Annotated in this window: 15 protein-coding genes and 1 pseudogene; 6 read left to right on the top strand and 10 right to left on the bottom strand. The window is 69.5% G+C overall.

Annotated features, from left to right (window positions below):
• The coding region (locus AB0947_RS37505) for a transposase (protein WP_366754865.1) at positions 1-241 on the top strand (241 nt) is incomplete at its 5' end.
• Between the two features lie 911 nt (positions 242-1,152).
• Positions 1,153-2,298 carry an acyl-CoA dehydrogenase family protein gene (locus AB0947_RS37510; protein WP_366754866.1) on the top strand — a complete coding sequence of 382 codons (1,146 nt, stop codon included), beginning with the start codon at positions 1,153-1,155 and terminating at the stop codon, positions 2,296-2,298.
• Positions 2,299-2,844: 546 nt separating this feature from the next.
• Here the strand turns inward: AB0947_RS37510 and AB0947_RS37515 are convergent.
• Together AB0947_RS37515 and AB0947_RS37520 are read right to left on the bottom strand one after the other, a co-directional pair.
• A pseudogene (locus tag AB0947_RS37515) lies at positions 2,845-2,937 on the bottom strand (IS5/IS1182 family transposase); the annotation flags it as partial.
• Positions 2,938-3,005: 68 nt separating this feature from the next.
• On the bottom strand, positions 3,006-3,344 hold the full coding sequence (locus AB0947_RS37520) for a hypothetical protein (RefSeq protein WP_366754867.1): 339 nt from the start codon (positions 3,342-3,344) through the stop codon (positions 3,006-3,008).
• Positions 3,345-4,864: 1,520 nt separating this feature from the next.
• Here AB0947_RS37520 and AB0947_RS37525 point away from each other — a divergent pair.
• The 4 genes from AB0947_RS37525 to AB0947_RS37540 all read left to right on the top strand — a co-directional run bounded on the left by AB0947_RS37525 (position 4,865) and on the right by AB0947_RS37540 (position 8,520).
• Positions 4,865-5,092 (top strand): ferredoxin, encoded by a 228-nt coding sequence (locus AB0947_RS37525; protein WP_366754917.1) that lies wholly within the window; start codon positions 4,865-4,867, stop codon positions 5,090-5,092.
• A complete protein-coding gene (locus AB0947_RS37530; RefSeq protein ID WP_366754868.1) occupies positions 5,089-6,456 on the top strand; it encodes an FAD/NAD(P)-binding oxidoreductase in 1,368 nt (455 codons plus the stop codon). The genes AB0947_RS37525 and AB0947_RS37530 overlap by 4 nt, the downstream gene beginning before the upstream one ends.
• Before the next feature lie 36 nt (positions 6,457-6,492).
• Complete coding sequence (locus AB0947_RS37535) at positions 6,493-7,713, top strand: cytochrome P450 (protein ID WP_366754869.1); 1,221 nt, start codon at positions 6,493-6,495, stop codon at positions 7,711-7,713.
• A gap of 297 nt (positions 7,714-8,010) precedes the next feature.
• The gene (locus AB0947_RS37540) at positions 8,011-8,520 is read left to right on the top strand and encodes a manganese efflux pump (protein WP_366754870.1); all 510 of its coding nucleotides are present in this window, start codon (positions 8,011-8,013) and stop codon (positions 8,518-8,520) included.
• Between the two features lie 53 nt (positions 8,521-8,573).
• Here the strand turns inward: AB0947_RS37540 and pqqE are convergent, their stop codons facing one another.
• From pqqE to AB0947_RS37580, 8 genes are all read right to left on the bottom strand, one after another.
• Entirely contained in the window at positions 8,574-9,677 is a 1,104-nt protein-coding gene (gene pqqE, locus AB0947_RS37545; RefSeq protein WP_366754871.1) for a pyrroloquinoline quinone biosynthesis protein PqqE, read from the bottom strand.
• Positions 9,670-9,999: a pyrroloquinoline quinone biosynthesis peptide chaperone PqqD gene (gene pqqD, locus AB0947_RS37550; protein ID WP_366754872.1), complete on the bottom strand. Its 330-nt coding sequence runs from the start codon at positions 9,997-9,999 to the stop codon at positions 9,670-9,672. Before pqqD ends, pqqE begins: the two co-directional genes overlap by 8 nt.
• Positions 10,000-10,004: 5 nt before the next feature.
• Complete coding sequence (pqqC, locus tag AB0947_RS37555) at positions 10,005-10,703, bottom strand: pyrroloquinoline-quinone synthase PqqC (RefSeq protein ID WP_366754873.1); 699 nt, start codon at positions 10,701-10,703, stop codon at positions 10,005-10,007.
• A 304-nt stretch (positions 10,704-11,007) separates the two neighbouring features.
• Positions 11,008-11,103 (bottom strand): pyrroloquinoline quinone precursor peptide PqqA, encoded by a 96-nt coding sequence (gene pqqA / locus AB0947_RS37560; RefSeq protein WP_366754874.1) that lies wholly within the window; start codon positions 11,101-11,103, stop codon positions 11,008-11,010.
• Between the two features lie 47 nt (positions 11,104-11,150).
• Positions 11,151-12,860: a PQQ-dependent dehydrogenase, methanol/ethanol family gene (locus AB0947_RS37565; RefSeq protein ID WP_366754875.1), complete on the bottom strand. Its 1,710-nt coding sequence runs from the start codon at positions 12,858-12,860 to the stop codon at positions 11,151-11,153.
• 22 nt (positions 12,861-12,882) lie between these two features.
• On the bottom strand, positions 12,883-13,347 hold the full coding sequence (locus AB0947_RS37570; RefSeq protein WP_366754876.1) for an MSMEG_3727 family PQQ-associated protein: 465 nt from the start codon (positions 13,345-13,347) through the stop codon (positions 12,883-12,885).
• Between the two features lie 224 nt (positions 13,348-13,571).
• Positions 13,572-15,881, bottom strand: a complete 2,310-nt coding sequence (gene katG, locus AB0947_RS37575; protein ID WP_366754877.1) for a catalase/peroxidase HPI — start codon at positions 15,879-15,881, stop codon at positions 13,572-13,574.
• Between the two features lie 40 nt (positions 15,882-15,921).
• Positions 15,922-17,313: a LytTR family transcriptional regulator DNA-binding domain-containing protein gene (locus tag AB0947_RS37580; protein ID WP_366754878.1), complete on the bottom strand. Its 1,392-nt coding sequence runs from the start codon at positions 17,311-17,313 to the stop codon at positions 15,922-15,924.
• Positions 17,314-17,507 lie beyond the last annotated feature (194 nt).

A 17,507-nucleotide genomic window follows, 5' to 3' on the forward strand; every position in this document is an offset into this window, starting at 1 on the left:
CGGCGGCTACCGCGGCACCGGCCTGGTCATCCCGCACCGCCGCGACCCCGGGCAGAGCGAACTTCCGGACTGGAAGGAAGAGCACAACCGCTCACACCGCAAGGTCCGCGCCCGCGTCGAGCACGCCTTCGCCCGGATGAAGAACTGGAAGATTCTCCGCGACTGCCGCCTCAAAGGCGACGGCGTCCACCACGCCATGCTCGGCATCGCCCGCCTGCACAACCTCACGCTGGCCGGGTGACGCAGAAACCACCAGGTCACCAGTCGCGTCATAGATCATTTACGGGACAGCCCTTAGGGATCGTGGCAACTTACGGACATGTGCGGTCGTGGCGTGACCAGGGGCCGCGCGGCAGCGTGAACGGGGGCGGGGGCGCTTCGCCGGGCCACGGCCGAGTGCGTGTGACGCTGCCCGCTGCCGGCGACGGCCGGTGATGTCGCGACTCGAGTCGTCCGGCCGAGTGCGGCGCCGTTCGCTTCTGCGTGCCCGCCGACGAAGGTACCGCTGCCGCGGACCGGCTGTGTGGTGCTGCCGACGGCGAGGCCGGGCAGCTCTGCGACGACCGGTGCCGCGGGTTCCCGGCGGTGCCGAGTCCCCGGCCCGGTGCCCAGCGGTAGCGGAACGGAACACCGCGCAACGGACGCGCTGGTCGCGGTCATGGCGGATGCCCGGGCTCTCTCGCTTCGAGCGGAGCTCCGCAGCAGGTCGTGTGTGTGACCCCGTGTCTTCATCGCTGCTTCCGGCCAGAGATCGGGACGGCGATCCTCCCGGTGCAAGTGCTGTGCGGCATACGTGAGTTGGAGCGGGCCGGCATCGCGGATTGAGAGTGAACCATCCGGGGTCCGCGGACCGTACACACCACGTGGGGACGGGCACAACAGCCATCCGCGCCAGTTCGCCCCGATCGACAGGTAGTTGAACTGTGCAGGCTCACCGATCCGTGCCCGAGGACGACCCCCTGCGGTGGGCCGAGGTGCCGGACCCGGGCTGGGTCCGTGTTTCAAGCTGCTGATCGGTGGCGAGGAACACCTGGCCCTTCGTGACGCAGAACGGCAGGCCGCCGCCCCCAGGGACGTCCGGCAGGTCCCGGATATGTTTCCCGAAGACGTGACACCTGCTTACGAGACACCTACTTACATTGGAGCTTGACGATGCATCAGTTGCCTGACTCCGCCGTACGGCGCTGCGCGGACCTCGCCGGCTCCCTCGCTCCCACCACCGAGCAACACCGGTCGCTCCCGGAGGAACTCGTCGCCGCGCTGGTCGACAGTGGGCTGATGCGGGCCGGGGTGCCGGCGTCCCTCGGCGGCCCCGAGTTGCCGCCGGACCAGGTACTCGGCGCCGTGGAGACGATCGCGCGGGCCGACGCCTCGGCGGGGTGGTGCGCCGCCATCTCGGCCACCACCAGCCTGCTCAGCGCCTACCTACCCGCCGCCGGCGCCTCCGAGGTCTTCGGCGATCCACGCTCGGTGGCCGCGGGCGTGTGGGCACCCACCGCGTCGGCACACCTGGTGGACGGCGGTGTGCGGGTCTCCGGTCGCTGGGCCTTTTGCAGCGGAGTGTCCCACGCCGACTGGCTGATGGCCGGCTGTGTCCTCGCCGACCCGGACACACCGGACGGATCGGCCGCCGTCCTGCGCGTGGTGGCCATGCCCACCCAGGAGCTGAAGATCCTGGACACCTGGCGCACCAGCGGCCTGCGCGGCACCGGCAGTCACGACGTCGTGGCTACCGACGTGTTCGTACCCGACCACCGCATGGGCTCGGTGATCGACGGGCCGCCCGCCGACGCCGTCGCGCTCCACCGCTTTCCCCTCTTCGGCTTCTTCGCCTTGTCGGTCGCCGCGGCCGCCCTCGGCAACGCCCGGGGAGCCATCGACGACCTCGTGGCCCTGGCCGCCGTCCGCCGCCCGTCCGGCTCGCGCAAGACGCTCGCCGAACGGGGTTCCGCACAGACCGCGGTGGCCAAGGCCGAGGCCGCGCTGCGGGCCGCCCGCCTGCTGTACTTCCATGCGGTGGCCGAGGCGTGGGAAGCGGCCCAGCGACCCGAGCCGGTCTCCACCGACCTGCGGGTGGCCCTGCGGCTCGCCGCCAGCCACGCGGCCGGCACCGCCGCAGAGGTGACGGCGGCGATGTACGGCCTCGGCGGCGGCACGGCGATCTACGAGGACTCGCCGCTGCAGCGCAGGTTCCGCGACGCCCACACCGTGACCGCCCACATCCAGGTGAACGCCGACACCTTCGAGACCACGGGCCGCCACCTGTTGGGCCTGCCCATCGGCACCGACCGGCTGTGAACACCGGGCCGTACGCGGAGGAGCCCGCCCCGCAGCCGGCCGGGGGAAAGTTCCCGGCCCGACTCGACCGCCGTTGCCTCTACGGTCATGAAGGACGCGACACCTTCGCTGGAAAGCAGAGCTGCCGCGGACCACTCACCCATTCACATCCAGGTGATCTCGCAGGAGGTGACGCACGTACCCGCGGTGCAGGTCTACGAGGCCCTGGCCGATGAGGCCCCGTACGACGTCTACCTCTTCGAGAGTGCGGGCGGGCCACCCACCGACCGGCAGGTGACCATGGTCGGCTGGGGCGTCCGGCGGAACTGCAGGTGTACGCGGACCGCATGGAGCTCTTTCGCTCCCGCGCTGCCGGCGGCCGCGCTTTCCGGCGCCGTCTCGGCCACCGCGGGGCCCGCCACAGAGCGAAGCGACGCCCTGGTGCGGCCGGCGACGGACCCGTGGGAGGTGGTGCGGGCGGTCCAGGGTGCCTTCCGCGTCGAGCACGGCGCCCACCTCGGCATCGACGTGGAAGTCGTCCAACGCGACCCCCGTATCGCAGGCGGTCCAGCGGTGGCGGCCGAGACGGGTCAAGGACCCGGTGCCCTTGCGCGCGATGCGGTGCCTGATGCCGCGGTCACGTAACCATCGCCGCAGGTGGTACTTCGCCGGCGTGAAGCCGATCGAGGCCACGACCGAAAGTCTGCCGAGCCAAATGAGATGGAGTTCTAGCAGGGGGCGGTGACGTTGCCGCAGTAGATCCAGCCGTAGACGGTTTTGGGATAGCGGTTGCCGAAGACGTACCGGACGTAGTACCAGCGATTGCCGGACCCGTTGACGGCGTAGTGGTCCCAGTCCAACGGCTGGCCCGGGTCGGTCTGTTCGACCACATCACAGCCGGCCGTGTAGCACTTCCTGATCGGACCACCGAGCGAGGTGGTCGGATTCCAGGACGCGGCCCCTGCCGGGGCCTCGGACTGAGCCGTGGCCGTGGGTGCCACGGCCACGGTGCCACCGATGAGTGCTACCACCGACGCGCTCAGGGCGACGCGGCTGCGCAATGTCATGATCCCTCTCCTGTCGGCAGAAGTCTGACGCCCGCCGTGAAAGACCGGGAGCGGCGGGACCGTCCGGGCGCACCACACTATGAGCCGACCCGGGGTGGGGGGAGACCGCATATCGCCAATATGTGCATCTGAGCCCGCGGTGTCGTCGTCCAGCGCAGGCGGTCGTTCCGCAGCCCATTGTCTCATCAAGGCCAGTAGGCAGTGGAACCCTTGTGGCCCGCATGCTTGCCCCAGGCCTGGGCTTCAAGGTGCCGGCCACTGCCGCGCCGGTGCTTCACGGCTCGTGTGTTCTGCGACGTGCCGGAGTGCACTGTTTGCCGAACAGACTCCCTAGTCCTGCCACGATCGGTAGTCGATGTCCCACCGGAGTTGGACCTTGATCGCCCCTCCTCGCGCCGGTGATGGACGCCCCATGCAGTAGGGCACTCCGGCCTTCTTGTTGCCGTAGCGCACCTGGACCGGGCGCTTCCGACCTTCGCGGTGGGCCCGGTGTGGCGGCGGCTACTCGTGATGTAGGTGTTGGGACATGGTTGCGGTGGTGATGATCCGTGGGGTGGGGTCTTTGCCATCACATCTGCCGTTCCTGCCAACTGTGGAGTGTCACGATGTGCTGACACACAGCTACCGCAGTGGCCCATCAGGAGATGGGTAGCTGTGCAGGGGACGTCACAAGCAGCTGTGGCGGGGAAGAGTAGGGCGGTAAACCGGTTCGGGTGCGCCCCAGCGCAACCATACGGCGGCCCGGGAGAGCCGGCCCGGGTACCCGCCCGGAGAGGCCAGGGCACCACGACGGCCCGGGTATGAGCGGTGCCGAAGACGAGCAAGGCGAGGGGGCGTGGCGGCGCATGGCCCGCAGGTGCATGCCGATCGCGGCGGCCGCCGTCTCCTGCTGAAGATCGGCGCCTTCGTGGAATCGATCACCGAACGCGGCCGCCGACCGCGCGGCGGGGGCGCCCGCCGTGGGCCGCGAGCCGGTTTTCCAGCCGGTCTTCCACCTCTCCACCGTGCTGCGCCACGCCGACCCCCGTCCCGGCCGGCCTGGACGTCAACCGAGGCACGCCCACATCAGAAGGGCGTCCCCCAGCGCTGGGGCCGCAGAGTGTGGTGTCCGGGGATGGGCTTCGCCCTGCCGGTGAGGCGGGTGATGGTGCCTTCGACGAATGCGGCGTTCAACTCGGCGCTGCCCGCGGCGGACATGCCCGCAGGCGGGCCGAGGTACGGGGGGGGTCCTGGAACCCGGCGGCTGGGACGCGGGCGGGTTGCGCCGATCAGCCGTATGTCGCCGGGCCCAACGGTCCCGCCGGGCTCCAACGGTCCGTTCTTCGACACCAGCCGGCAGGCCGCCCTCTCTTTGCGTGTTTTGAGACCTAACATGAGCTTTGTAGATGTTTTCGATGAGCTCGGCGCCCCTCGCGCTTCGCAGGGGTAGGCGGCGACCGCATAGCCCTTGGAGGCTTGTCTCGGGCCGGAGCGGCGCCGGTTCGAGGGTCTGGAGTTCGCACTCCCCCGTGGAGACCGGGATGAGAGTTGTCGTTGATCTTTCCCGATGCGAAGGGTACGCACAGTGCGTCTTCCTGGCTCCGGAGGCGTTCCGGATGCACGGTGAGGAGGCGCTGATGTACGACCCGAACCCCGACGACGCCCAGCGCGACCTGGTGCTACGCGCCGCGGCGGCCTGTCCGGTCCAAGCGATTGTGGTCGACCGGCTGGAAGGACGGAACGCCCCGGTGGAGGCGTCGGCGCCGTGACCAGTGCCGGCACTCTGCGGAAGTTCAAGCGCGATGGCCGCATCGTGGTCGTCGGGGCGTCACTGGCGGGACTGCGGGCTGCGGAGGCCCTGCGCGCCGAGGGTTTCACAGGGTCGTTGACCATGATCGGTGACGAGCTGGGTGAGCCCTACGACCGGCCTCCCCTGTCCAAGCAGGTACTGACCGGGTGGGTGCCGGCCGGGGGCACCACGTTGCCCCGCCGTCGCGACGTCGATGCGGAGTGGCTGCTGGGCGTGCCCGCCAGCGGGCTGGACCTCGCGACGAACCACGTACGACTCGCCGACGAACGCGACGTTCCCTTCGACCGGGTACTGATCGCTACCGGGGTACGGGCCCGGCCGTGGTTCGTCGAGTCCGAGGCGGCTCTGGACGGGGTGTTCGTGGTGCGTACGCGCGAGCATGCCGAGAGCCTGCATCGAGCCCTCGCCGCCAGGCCTTCCCGCGTTCTGATCATCGGGGCAGGATTCACCGGCTCGGAGATCGCCTCCGTCTGCCGAGAGCGGGAACTGCCGGTGACGGTCGCCGAACACGCAGCGGCGCCGCTGGCCGGGGCGCTGGGTGCCGTGATCGGTGAGGTTGCGGCGGACTTGCAGCGCACTCATGGCGTCGACCTGCGGTGCGGTGTCAAGGTCACCCGGCTCGAGGGCGACGCGCGGGGGCGGTTCCGCCGTGCTCACTTCGACGACGGCAGTACGGTCGACGCCGATGTGGCGGTAGTGGCACTCGGCAGCATCCGCAACACCGAGTGGCTACGAGGGTCGGGACTGGCGGTGGGCGTGTGGGGAGTCGCCTGCGACACGGGCTGCCGCGCCCTCGATGCCAGTGGCCGAGCCACCGACGACGTCTTCGCCGCGGGAGACGTGGCACGTTGCCCGCACCCCCTCTACGAACACCGGCTCATCTCACTGGAGCACTGGGCCAACGCCGTGGAGCAGGCCGAGGTCGCGGCACACAACATGGTCAGCGCCGAGGCGGACCGCCGGCCGTATCTTTCGATCCCGGTGTTCTGGTCGATCCAGTTCGGCGTCAACATCAAGTCCGTCGGCGTGCCGACCTTCGCCGACGAGGTGGTCGTCACCCAGGGATCGGTGGACGACCACCGGTTCGTCGCCGCATACGGCTATCGGGGCCGCGTCACGGCTGCCGTGAGCTTCGACAACGCCAAGTGGCTGCACCACTACCGGCGGTTGATCGAGGCGGCCGCGCCTTTCCCGCCACGCTGTCCGACTCCGGACCAGCCAACGGACGCACGACCAGTACCCGTCGGCCTTCCCGGCCCCAGCCTGCTCGCTCGGGGCGCCACCGCCGTCGTCACCGGCCGGACCCGGGTGAGCACCGCGTAACGGCCGTAGACCAGCATCGGTGAAAGGCAGGGCCGGATGACCACGACCGAGACGCCCGGCATCGTGCGACGGATCTTCGACTACTCCGCCCGGGCCGACCCGTACCCGCTGTATACCGAGTTGCGCGAGACCCCGGTGGCGGTGCAGGAGGACGGCAGCTACGTCATCAGCACCTATCGCGAGATCACCGACCTGCTGCATGACCCGCGCCTGAGCTCCGACGTGCGCAATCTGTCGCGTCCGATGCCCGCACTCGAGGAAGGCGTCACGACGGCGTTCATCAAGAAGGACCCGCCCGAGCACGATCGCCTGCGGCGTATGGCGATGCGCCACTTCGGCCCCCCGCACACACCTGGGCTGGTGGCCGGAATGGAAAGCGACCTGACCGCCACCGTCAACAGCCTGATCGACGATTTCGCGGGCAAGGAGCGGATCGACGTCGTCGACGATTTCGCCTGCCCGTTGCCCGTGACGGTGACCTGCCACCTGCTCGGCGTTCCCCGTGAGGACGAACCTCGGTTCCACCGCTGGGTGAGCGACATCATGAACTCGGTCGACTACGACCCCGAGACCGACCCGAAGGAAAGGCTCGACAAGGGCGTACAGGCGCGCAAGGACCTGCGCCGGCACCTCGGCGGGCTGGTGGAACAGCGGCACGGCCGGCCCGGCGACGGTCTGCTGGCCCGGCTCGCCAACGATGACGGGCCCGACGGCCGGATGACCGACGAAGAAGTCGCCGCCACCGCCAAACTGCTGCTCATCGCCGGCCACGAGACGATCGTCAACCTCATCACCAACGGCATGCTGACGCTGCTGCGCCACCCGCAGGTGCTGCAACGACTGCGCCACCAACCCGACCTCGTCGCACCACTGGTCGAGGAACTACTGCGCTACGAGCCACCCGTGCACATCATTCCCTGGCGGGCGGCCTACAGCGACATCGCCGTAGCCGACACCGTCATCCCCGAAGGCTCGCAGATCATGCTCATGCTGGCCGCTGGCAGCCGCGATCCGAAGCGCTTCCACGAACCCGACCGCTTCGACCCGGATCGGCGTGACAACCAGCACCTTGGATTCGGCAGCGGCATCCACTCCTGTTTCGGCGCCGCGCTGGCCCGGCGGGAAACCCAGATCGCGCTGACCGAGCTGGTACGCCGACTCGACCACCCCAGGCTGGTCGCCGATCCGCCGCCGTACCGGCCCAGCCCCGTTCTCCGGGGGCCGATCCATCTGGACGTCGAGCAAGGTGGTGAGTGACACGGCAGCCGAGGCCGGCGGCAAGGCCGCGCCACGGCCTGCTGCGCTGTCGGCCGAGCGGCGCCGGGCGATGTCTACCTCGCCGGTCCGAAGGACGGCACCATAGCGCGTTGAATGGCACTGGCGCTCAATGAAAATCATCCGGACGTCGGCTTTCCCAAGTTTATTTCGCGCAGCATCTGAGATATTCTTTAGAATTATGGGGAATGTTGGTCCCGGCAGAGTCGTTTTCGTCGACGCCCGCCGTCATCGGACAGCCGCGTCGCCATGATCTGGGAAACAATAGGCCTGGGTTTCTTGCTCAGCCTCGACAATCTCCGAGTATCGATCGCGCTCGGCACGGTCCCGTTCGGTTTGAAACGCGCGGTGCAGGTGGCGCTGACCTTCGGGCTGTGGGACGCGATCATGCCCCTGGTCGGGATATCGATCGGTCACCGGATCGCGGAGTCCGTCGGAAACCTCGCCGGTGTGCTGGGCGCGGCTGCGCTCGGCGGGTACGGTCTCTACCTCGTCGTCTCGTCCCTGCGGAACCCTGAGCCGGACGAGTTGGACCACCCGTGGGCGTTGTTCGGCATCCCGTTGACGCTGAGCCTGGACAACTTGCTCGCCGGGGCGAGCCTGGGGGTGCTCGGGTTCTCACCGTGGTTCTCGGCCGCCGTCTTCGGCGGCATGACGGCGGTGTTGTCACTGATCGGGCTGCAACTCGGGCGGGCCGCGGCGCGTCTCGTCCGGATCCGCTCGGACCTGATGAGCGGGGTCGCCCTGATCATCGCCGCAGCGACGCTGCCGTTGTGGTTCGGCGACTGACCCGCTCCTCGGCTCGCGGGCCGGCCTGCGAGCCGAGGAGCAGCAGAAGGACGTCACCGGGCGACAGGCGGCAGACCCGGTCGGTGCGGGCGGGGGACCAGCGGAAGGTCGTCGTCCCGCGAGTCGGCGTTGGCGGCCTCGACCGCCCGGGCGACCAGGTGGTGGTCGGGCGACAGGTAACAGACCGGGTCAGTGCGGGCGGCGTCGCCGGTGAGCAGGAACGCCTGGCAGCGGCACCCGCCGAAGTCCACCTCCCGCCGGGGGCAGCTCCGGCAGGGTTCCGGCATCCAGTCGGTCCCGCGGAACGCGGTCATCACGGGGGCCTCGGCCCAGATCCGCTCCAGCGGGTCCTCCCGCACACTGGCCCGCGGCAACGGCAGGGACTGGGCGGCCGGGCAGGGCAGGACGTCGCCGTTCGGCGTCACGGTCAGCTGCCGGGAGGCCCAACCGCCCATGCAAGGCTTCGGATAGCGGCTGTAGTAGTCCGGGATGACGTAGATGATGTCCATATGGTCCCGCAACCGCTCGCCGGCGGCCCGTACGACGGCCTCGGCCGCTTCGAGCTGGGCCCGGCTCGGCAGCAGTGCGGCACGGTTCCGCCAGGCCCAGCCGTAGTACTGGGTGTTGGCCAGCTCCACCCGGTCCGCGCCCACCTCCTCGGCCAGAGCGAGCACGTCGGCGACGCGGTCGATGTTGTGCCGGTGCAGCACCACGTTCACCGTGAGCGGCCAGCCCAGCTCCTTGACCACACCCATCGCCTCGATCTTGCGCCGGAAGGACGGGATCCCGGCGATCCGGTCGGACACGGCCGGTTCGTCGGCCTGGATGCTGATCTGTACGTGATCCAGACCGGCGGCCCGCAACTGCTCGGCCCTCGGACGCGAGAGACCGAGCGCGCTGGTGATGAGGTTGGTGTAGAGGCCAAGGGTATGGGCGTGCGTCACGAGCTCCACCAGGTCGCGCCGCAGCAGCGGTTCCCCGCCGGACAGGTGGCACTGCAAGACCCCCAGGTCCTCGGCCTCGGTCAGCACCCGCAGCCACTCGTCGGTGGTCAGCTCGTCCCGGTAGCCGGCCAGGTTCAGCGGGTTGGAGCAGTAGGGGCAGGCCAGCGGGCAGCGGTAGGTCAGCTCGGCGAGCAGCCCGAAGGGGCTATCCATCGGTGAGCTCCAGCCAGCGCCGGGCGACGAGCCGGGCCAGGAACCGCCGGACGTCGTCCTCGGGGACGGTCTGATAGCGCGCGCCCAGTTCGGCCACGATCTCGGCCACGGTGTGCCGCCCGTCGCACAGCTCCAGGATGGCCGCGCCGCTGCCGTTCAGCACCACGACCGTCTCGGGGTGCAGCAGGACCATGCGCTGCCTGGTCCGGCAGAAGGTGAGCCGGACATGGGCGGCCAGCCGGGGCCGGTCCATGCCGGACACCCCGGCGCCGGGCCGGGTCGTGCCGCTGCTGTGGGTCGCTTCGGTACGGGTCGGGTCCATGGTGGTCACTCCGGGTAGGCCTGGTCGATGGCGTCCATGAGGCTCCACAGGACATCGCACTTGAACGACAGCGCGTCGACGGCGCGCGCCTGGGACTCGGCGGAGAGGCAGTGCCCGGTGACCACCTCCAGGGCGTGCTCGCAGTCGCGGGGGGCCTGCTCCAGGCGGGCGCGGAAGTAGGCGAGGCCCTCGGGGGCGATCCACGGATACCACCGCTCGAACGCGGCCAGCCGCGCCGCCATCAGGTCGGGCGCGAACAGCTCGGTGAGCGAGGACGCCACCGCCTCCACCCACGGGCGGGTCCGGGCGAAGTGCACGTAGGCGTCGACGGCGAACCGCACCCCCGGTACCAGGTGCCGGTGGTCCCGGACCTCCTCACGGGTCAGCCCGGCGGCCTCGGCTAGGCGCAGCCACGCCTCGATGCCGCCCTCGCCCGCGGCGGTGCCATCGTGCTCGACGATCCGTCGGATCCAGCGGCGGCGAACCTCCACGTCGGGGCAGTTGGAAAGGATCGCGGCGTCCTTGCGGGGGATGTTCTCCTGGTAGTAGAAGCGGTTGGCCACCCAGCCCCGGATCTGCCGACGGCTCAGCCGGCCGGCGTTCATCCGGACGTGGAACGGGTGCTGGTCGTGGTATCGCCGCGAGTGGGCCCGCAACGTCTCGACGAAACCGTCGGCGCCGGTTGTGAGGGTTGTCGTCATCACGGCTCTTCCTGGACCTCAAGGCCGTCCATTGCCGCTTCGATGCCGCTCCTCCAGAGGACGCCGCTCGGGCGTGTCCTCCGGATCGGGTCGGCGTTGTTCGTGTGCACGAGGATCGTCCGCCCCCCACCCGGCGAAGGGAGCCGCCCAGGCTTCCGTCCGGGCCGTCGACGGGAGGGGCGGCCCGTCTCCTAGCGCCGTCTTGCCGGCCGGACCGGGCCGCACGATTTCATGGTCGTGCCGGCCGTCCGTGGCCTCCCGCGCCGTCGGGCGACGCCGGACCGGGTCCGGTGCCGCCCCACGTCCGCTAGTCCTCCAACCGGGCAAGGTACATGGTCACCTCGGCCGCGACTGCGATCTCGTCGAAATCGGGCGTCTCCCACACAGCGAGCTGAGACTCCATGGATTCACCTCCTCTCCGCCGGAATCACGGCAGGCTCCGGTCACGCGCTACGACGGTTCCGGAAGGGCGAAAACGATCAGGGCGCTTCCGTGCCCCGCGCCGAGCATGCCGGGGAGGAATCCCTCGGCCCAGCCGCCCCAGCCGACGGGCACGGCCACGTACTGCCTGCCGTCGACCATGTAGGTGGTCGGGCTGCTGTGGTGGCCGCTTCCGCACTGGAACTGCCACAGCAGCTCCCCGGTGCGGGCGTCGAGTGCGTTGAACTCCCCGGAGGGCTCACCGGCGAACACCAGGTCGCCGCCGGTGGCCAGCGTCGAAGCGCACATCGGGAGGTCGTTGCGCCAGCGCCACTTCTCCTCGCCGGTGGTGTCGAACGCGCTGATGGACCCCGCCATGTCCGCGATGTCCACCTGAACGCCCGCACCCCAGTACGGAATGCTCTCCTTGAACTCCCGCCGCCGACGGGTGGCCGTGGCCCCGGTGTCCTGGACCGGGACGTAGAAGAGTCCGGTCTTCGGACTGTAGGCCGCGTGGGTCCATTCCTTGGCACCGGCCGGACCGGGGTAGAAGTGGACCGGTTCTCCCTCCTTGTCCGGGTACACCTTGGCCGTCACCTGGCCGTCCCTCGTGATCGCCCCCCATGTGATGCGGTCGACGAAGGGAGTGATCCCGACCCTCGCGCCGTTCGTACGGTCGAGGACGAAGAAGTAGCCGTTCTTGTCGAAGTGCCCGAGCAGTTTGCGTCCGTCCTGCTCGAACAGGATGCACTCGCCGATGCTGTCGTAGTCCCACACGTCGTGCGGGGTGCACTGGTAGTGCCAGCGGATCTGACCGCTGTCGACGTCCACGGCGATGATGCTGTCGGTGAAGAGGTTGTCGCCCTGGCGGACCTCTCCGTCGAAGTCGGGCGCCGGGTTGCCGGTGCCCACGTACAGCAGGTTCGTCTCCGGGTCGAAGGTGCCGGTGATCCAGCAGTTCGCCCCGCCCCGTGCCCAGGCCTCGCCGTCGGCGGGCCAGGTCTCCGAGCCGGGCTCCCCGGGCTTGGGCACTGTGTAGGAGCGCCACTGGTGCTCGCCGGTTTCGAGATCGAACGCGTCGAGGTGGCCGCGTACGCCGAACTCGCCACCGGAACTTCCGACGATGACCATGTTCTTCACGACGAGAGGGGCGAGCGTGGCACTCTCCCCGGCCCGGACGTCCCCGTAGGTCTTGTCCCAGACCCGTTTGCCGGTGGTGGCGTCCAGCGCGAGCACACGAGCGTTCGCCGTGACGAAGAAGACCTTCCCCTGGGCCACGGCGACCCCGCGGTTCACGTTCCCGCAGCACAAGGACACGTCGAAGGGGACCGCGTGCTTGTACCGCCAGATCTCCACGCCCGTCTTGGCGTCGAGGGCCCAGACCCAGCCGTCCCAGCCGGAGAGGAACATGACCCCGTCGACGACGATCGGGGCGGCCTCGAACGAGTAGGTCGACGCGCCCGCGATCAGTCCGGTCGTGCCGGCCTGGAAGACCCAGGCGGGGACCATGCGCTTGACGTTGTCCGTGTTGATCTGGTCCAGCGGGCTGTAGCGTTGCCCGTTGTAGGCGCCGTAGTAGGTGAGCCAGTTCTGGGGTTCCTGGCGGGCGTTGAGTATGCGCTCGTAGTCGACACCGGCCACTACCGGCGGCGCGACGTCTCCGCCCGGGGTCTTGTAATTCAGGGTTCCCTGGTCGACGGCCTCACCCGCGTCGACGTAGTCGGCGTAGTCGACGGTCATTTCCTCCACCTCCTGCTTCTGCCTACGGCCGCGGCTGTTCGGGACGGTCGAGGCGGGCCTCCGGCGGAGCGTCTCCCAGGACCACTATGGACCCGGTCAGCCCCCGGCCCTCGTCATTGCCCGTGGGCGAGCCGAACCAGTAGTAGCCCGGACCGTCGAGGTTGAGGTGCGCATGCCCGTGCGAATGGTTCACCAGCCAGATGAACTTCCTGTCGCCATTGCTCGGCAGAAGTGCGCAGTGCGTGTTCTTGTCGTCGTTGACGAGCTCCAACTCGATATCGCCTCCGTGGGGCATGACCAGAATGGAAGGATCCCAGGTCAGCTCATCCGGGTGGATGCGAATGGTGGCCTTCATGCGGCCGTCCGGTCCCTCGGTTGCCTGCCCGATGCTTCCGGTTCCCAGCACTTGACCCAGCGCTGCTTTGTTCTGTGTGGCCAACCCGAGCTTGTCCAGCAGGTCGGCCCGCTCGTGCGCGGTCGTCGTCATCGGGGTTTCTCTCCCCTCATCCGATTCCCTGTATTTCCTTCTTCGCGTCGCCCGCTGCCCGGCTGTAATCGGTACTCGAGGAGCGCGCCACGCCGAATGAATAACAGCAGAAAGGATGTGAAAACTGGAGTCGGGAAACACGCTACGCCGGACGGATCACACCGACAAGGTACGTCCTGGTTCGGGCCGAATCACGCCGTTCGTCCGCGACCTTCCGCCGTTCGTCACCGATGTGCCACCGTTGAGACCGGCCGAGCCGCACCGCGGCGCGTCGGTCGGACGAGGTCGTACCGATCGAGGTTCATGACCTTGGCCCACGCCGCGACGAAGTCCTGCACGAACTTCTCCCGAGCGTCGTCGCTCGCGTAGACCTCCGCGACGGCCCGCAGCTCGGAGTTCGAGCCGAACACGAGGTCGACGCGGCTACCGGTCCACTTGACCTCGCCGGTGGCGCGGTCGCGCCCCTCGAAGATTTCCGCACGCGCGGAGGTCGGCTGCCATTCCGTGCCCGTGTCGAGCAGATTCACGAAGAAGTCGTTGGTCAGCGACCCGGGCGTCGAGGTGAAGACACCCAGCGGCGACTGCTGGTGGTTGGCGCCCAGCACCCGCAGGCCACCCACGAGGACGGTCATCTCGGGCACGGTCAGGTCCAGCAGGTTCGCACGGTCGACCAGCAGGCGCTCCGACGGCAGCCGGTTGTCCTTGCCACGGTAGTTGCGGAACCCGTCCGCGGTCGGTTCGAGCGCGGCGAAGGAGTCCACATCGGTCCACTCCCGCGTGGCGTCCGTGCGTCCCGCACTGAAGGGGACCCGGACGTCGTGGCCGGCGGTCCTGGCGGCCTGCTCGACGGCGGCGGCTCCGCCGAGCACGATGAGGTCGGCCAGCGAGATCTTCTTGCTCCCCGTCTGGGAACTGTTGAACGACTCCTGGATCTCCTCCAGCGTGCGCAGCACTCGTGCCAGCGTTCCGGGGTCGTTGACCTCCCAGCCCCGCTGCGGATCCAGGCGGATGCGCGCGCCGTTCGCCCCGCCCCGCTTGTCGCTGACGCGGAACGTCGAGGCCGACGCCCACGCGGTCGAGACGAGCTGGGAGACGGACAGCCCGGAGGCGAGGACCTGGCTCTTGAGCGCGGCGACGTCCGCCGCCTCGACGAGCACGTGGTCCACGGCCGGGACCGGGTCCTGCCACAGCAGCGTTTCCCGGGGAACCAGCGGTCCGAGGTAGCGCTGGACCGGGCCCATGTCGAGGTGCGTCAGCTTGAACCAGACCCGGGCGAACGCATCCGCGAGCTGGTCGGGGTTCTCCAGGAACCGTCGCGAGATCGACGCGTAGACGGGGTCCGACCGGAGCGCGAGGTCCGTCGTCAGGATCGTCGGGGCGTGTGTCGTCGACGGATCGTGGGCGTCCGGCACGGTGCCGGCCCCGCCGCCGTCTCTCGGGGTCCACTGCCACAGACCGGCGGGGCTCAGCTCCAGGTCCCACTCGTAGCCGAACAGGGTCTCGAAGAAGCTGTTGTCCCATCTCGTCGGGGTAGGTGTCCACGTGCCCTCAAGCCCGCTGGAGACGGTGTCCTTGCCCTTTCCGGTGCCGTAGCCGCTCTTCCAGCCCAATCCCTGCTCCTCCAGGGGCGCGCCCTCGGGTTCGGGGCCGAGGCAGGCGACCGGGTCGGCCGCGCCGTGGGTCTTGCCGAACGTGTGACCGCCCGCGATCAGCGCGACGGTCTCCTCGTCGTTCATCCCCATGCGCCGGAACGTCTCACGGATGTCCCGGGCCGCGGTGAGCGGGTCCGGGACGGTGTTCGGGCCCTCCGGATTGACGTAGATGAGGCCCATCTGGTCGGCGGCCAGAGGGCTCTCCAGTTCCCGGACGCCGCCGTGACGTTCGTCGCCGAGCCAGGCGTGCTCGGGACCCCAGTAGACGTCCTCGTCGGGCGCCCAGACGTCCGCCCGGCCGCCCGCGAAGCCGAAGGTCGTGAGGCCCATCGTCTCCAGGGCGCGGTTGCCCGCGAAGATCATCAGGTCGGCCCAGGAGATCTTGCGGCCGTACTTCTTCTTCACCGGCCAGAGCAGCCGGCGCGCCTTGTCGAGGTTGCGGTTGTCCGGCCAGCTGTTCAGCGGCGCGAATCGCTGCATGCCGGCGCCGGCGCCGCCACGGCCGTCGTGGACGCGGTACGTACCTGCGCTGTGCCACACCATCCGGATCACGAGCGGCCCGTAGTGGCCGAAGTCGGCCGGCCACCACTCCTGCGACGTCGTGAGCACCTCGTCGACGTCCCGCGCCAGAGCGTCGAGGTCGAGCGTCCGGAACTCCGCGGCATAGTCGAAGTCCTCGCCCATGGGGTCGGCCATTGCGGGACGCTTCCGGAGAATCCCCAGGTTGAGCTGGTCCGGCCACCAGTCGCGGTTGCTCGCGCCCCCCGTCGCGTGGCCGCGGTGCCCGGCAGGGGCGGAGAGGCCGAGGCCGCCCGCGCCCCCAGCGTTCGTCTCGCCCCCAGCGTTCGTCTCGCCGTCAACGACGTCCGGACTGTCAGACACGGGACTCTTCCTTCCGGGAACAGAGGTCGGGCCGGAGCACTCAGATGCCCAGCGCATGACGCACGGCCGGCGCGTGCCGCCGGGAAACCGGCACCATGGCGGCCCTGTCGTCCATGACCAAGGACAGCTCGCCCTTGAGCCCGCGCTCTATCTCCCTGACGCGGCTGAGATTGACCACATACCGGCGGTGGACCCGCAGGAAGCCGGCACCCGCCAGCTCACCTTCGAGTTTGTCCAGACTCAGTGAGGTGGCTCGCAATCGCCCCTGGTCGGTGGAGAGCCAGACGTCGTTCCCGTGCGATTCGGCGAAGGAGACCTCCGGCAGCCGCAGCAGCACCATCCGGTGGTCCCGCGTCGCGACCAGTCGGCGCGGCCGGGCCCGAAGGTGCACGACCCGCTCCGCCTGGGGCAGCTCCGCCCCGTCGGTGGCGCCGAAGGAGACCAGGTTCCCGATCAGACGTCCGGACGAGAAGACGGGCCGGATGCTGATCGATGTCGGTTCGTCGGCAAGGTGGGCGAAGATCTGTGTCGAGCCGACCCAGTCGGGATTGCTGATCGCCTGTCCGGTGGCATATCGAGCGGCAGTGATCAGTTCGGGCAGCCCGGGGTTCCATCGCAGCGTGGGGTCGACCGCCGGGGTGCATGCCGGAACGCCAAGGACCGCGCTTGCCATGTCGTCGGCGATCACCACCTTGCCCGCGGTGTCGACCGCGGCGAGTGCCGCACCGGACTGTGCTCTGGCCCGGGTGTAGGCCGCGACCAACTCGGCACCGCTGTCCCGGGCGCGCCTCTTCAGGGGGCACTGAGTCATGGTGGCCGCGTTCGCCAGCCAGCTTTCCGTGGACGCGGGGAGCCGGCTGCGCCAGCAGCAGACGTTCAGCACCGCGATCGGTTCTCTGGTCACCACGTCGCGCACCGCGATGCCCGCGCCGGCCCAGTCGTGGAGCACCTGGCACCAGTGCTCCGCACCCCTGATCGTCACCGGGCCGTGCGCCTCGAGCGCCGTGCCTATGCCGTTCGTGCCGACCGCGCACTCGGACCAGCAGAACCAGGGCGCCAGATTGGGGTCGCCGGCTCTGGCGAGCGTGGCTTGGTCACCCCACTCGGCCAAGATCCGGCCAGTGGCGTCGGTGACAGTGACGACGCCACCGAGGCTGCCCACTTCACGCGCCAGGGACGCAGCGCGGAATCCCAGCTCGGCGAGTACGACATCGCGCTCCGGCGTATGGTCGAGCTCCGCGACGGCCACCGGAGCCTCTGTGAGGTAAGGATCGACCCGGTATTGCTCTCGGCAGCGATGCCAGGAGATCGCCACCAGGGGCCGGACATCCGGGTCCTGGTCCTCGCCCTGCACGAACCGTTCCCACGCCGCGAGCACGGTGCCGCCGTCCAGGTTCACCGGGCTGCGTTCGAGCTGATGTACATCGCTCATGGTTCAGAACCACCCTCGGTCCATCCCCGACCCTCGACGGCGCGCCTGCCCGCACCGGTCGCCGCCCGTCGCGGCCTGGCCGCGGCGGACCGGGCCCTGCGTCACTCGTTCCAGGCTGGGTCACAGACCTGCGCTCTCCAGCCTAGGTACCGTTGCCGGCCTGCGCACGTCCCTCTCCGGGCCGCGTGCGCGAA

This window comes from Streptomyces sp. NPDC047841, from assembly GCF_040704085.1.
Lineage (GTDB): Bacteria > Actinomycetota > Actinomycetes > Streptomycetales > Streptomycetaceae > Streptomyces > Streptomyces argyrophylli.

Excerpts from the sequence above, each read along its gene's own strand:
- AB0947_RS37525 (WP_366754917.1), top strand. The coding sequence starts at position 4,865 with ATGAGAGTTGTCGTTGATCTTTCCCGATGCGAAGGGTACGCACAGTGC.
- pqqA (WP_366754874.1), bottom strand. The coding sequence starts at position 11,103 with ATGGAGTCTCAGCTCGCTGTGTGGGAGACGCCCGATTTCGACGAGATC.
- AB0947_RS37510 (WP_366754866.1), top strand. The coding sequence starts at position 1,153 with ATGCATCAGTTGCCTGACTCCGCCGTACGGCGCTGCGCGGACCTCGCC.
- AB0947_RS37565 (WP_366754875.1), bottom strand. The coding sequence starts at position 12,860 with ATGACCGTCGACTACGCCGACTACGTCGACGCGGGTGAGGCCGTCGAC.
- AB0947_RS37580 (WP_366754878.1), bottom strand. The coding sequence starts at position 17,313 with ATGAGCGATGTACATCAGCTCGAACGCAGCCCGGTGAACCTGGACGGC.
- pqqD (WP_366754872.1), bottom strand. The coding sequence starts at position 9,999 with ATGGACCCGACCCGTACCGAAGCGACCCACAGCAGCGGCACGACCCGG.
- AB0947_RS37570 (WP_366754876.1), bottom strand. The coding sequence starts at position 13,347 with ATGACGACGACCGCGCACGAGCGGGCCGACCTGCTGGACAAGCTCGGG.
- AB0947_RS37535 (WP_366754869.1), top strand. The coding sequence starts at position 6,493 with ATGACCACGACCGAGACGCCCGGCATCGTGCGACGGATCTTCGACTAC.
- pqqE (WP_366754871.1), bottom strand. The coding sequence starts at position 9,677 with ATGGATAGCCCCTTCGGGCTGCTCGCCGAGCTGACCTACCGCTGCCCG.
- AB0947_RS37520 (WP_366754867.1), bottom strand. The coding sequence starts at position 3,344 with ATGACATTGCGCAGCCGCGTCGCCCTGAGCGCGTCGGTGGTAGCACTC.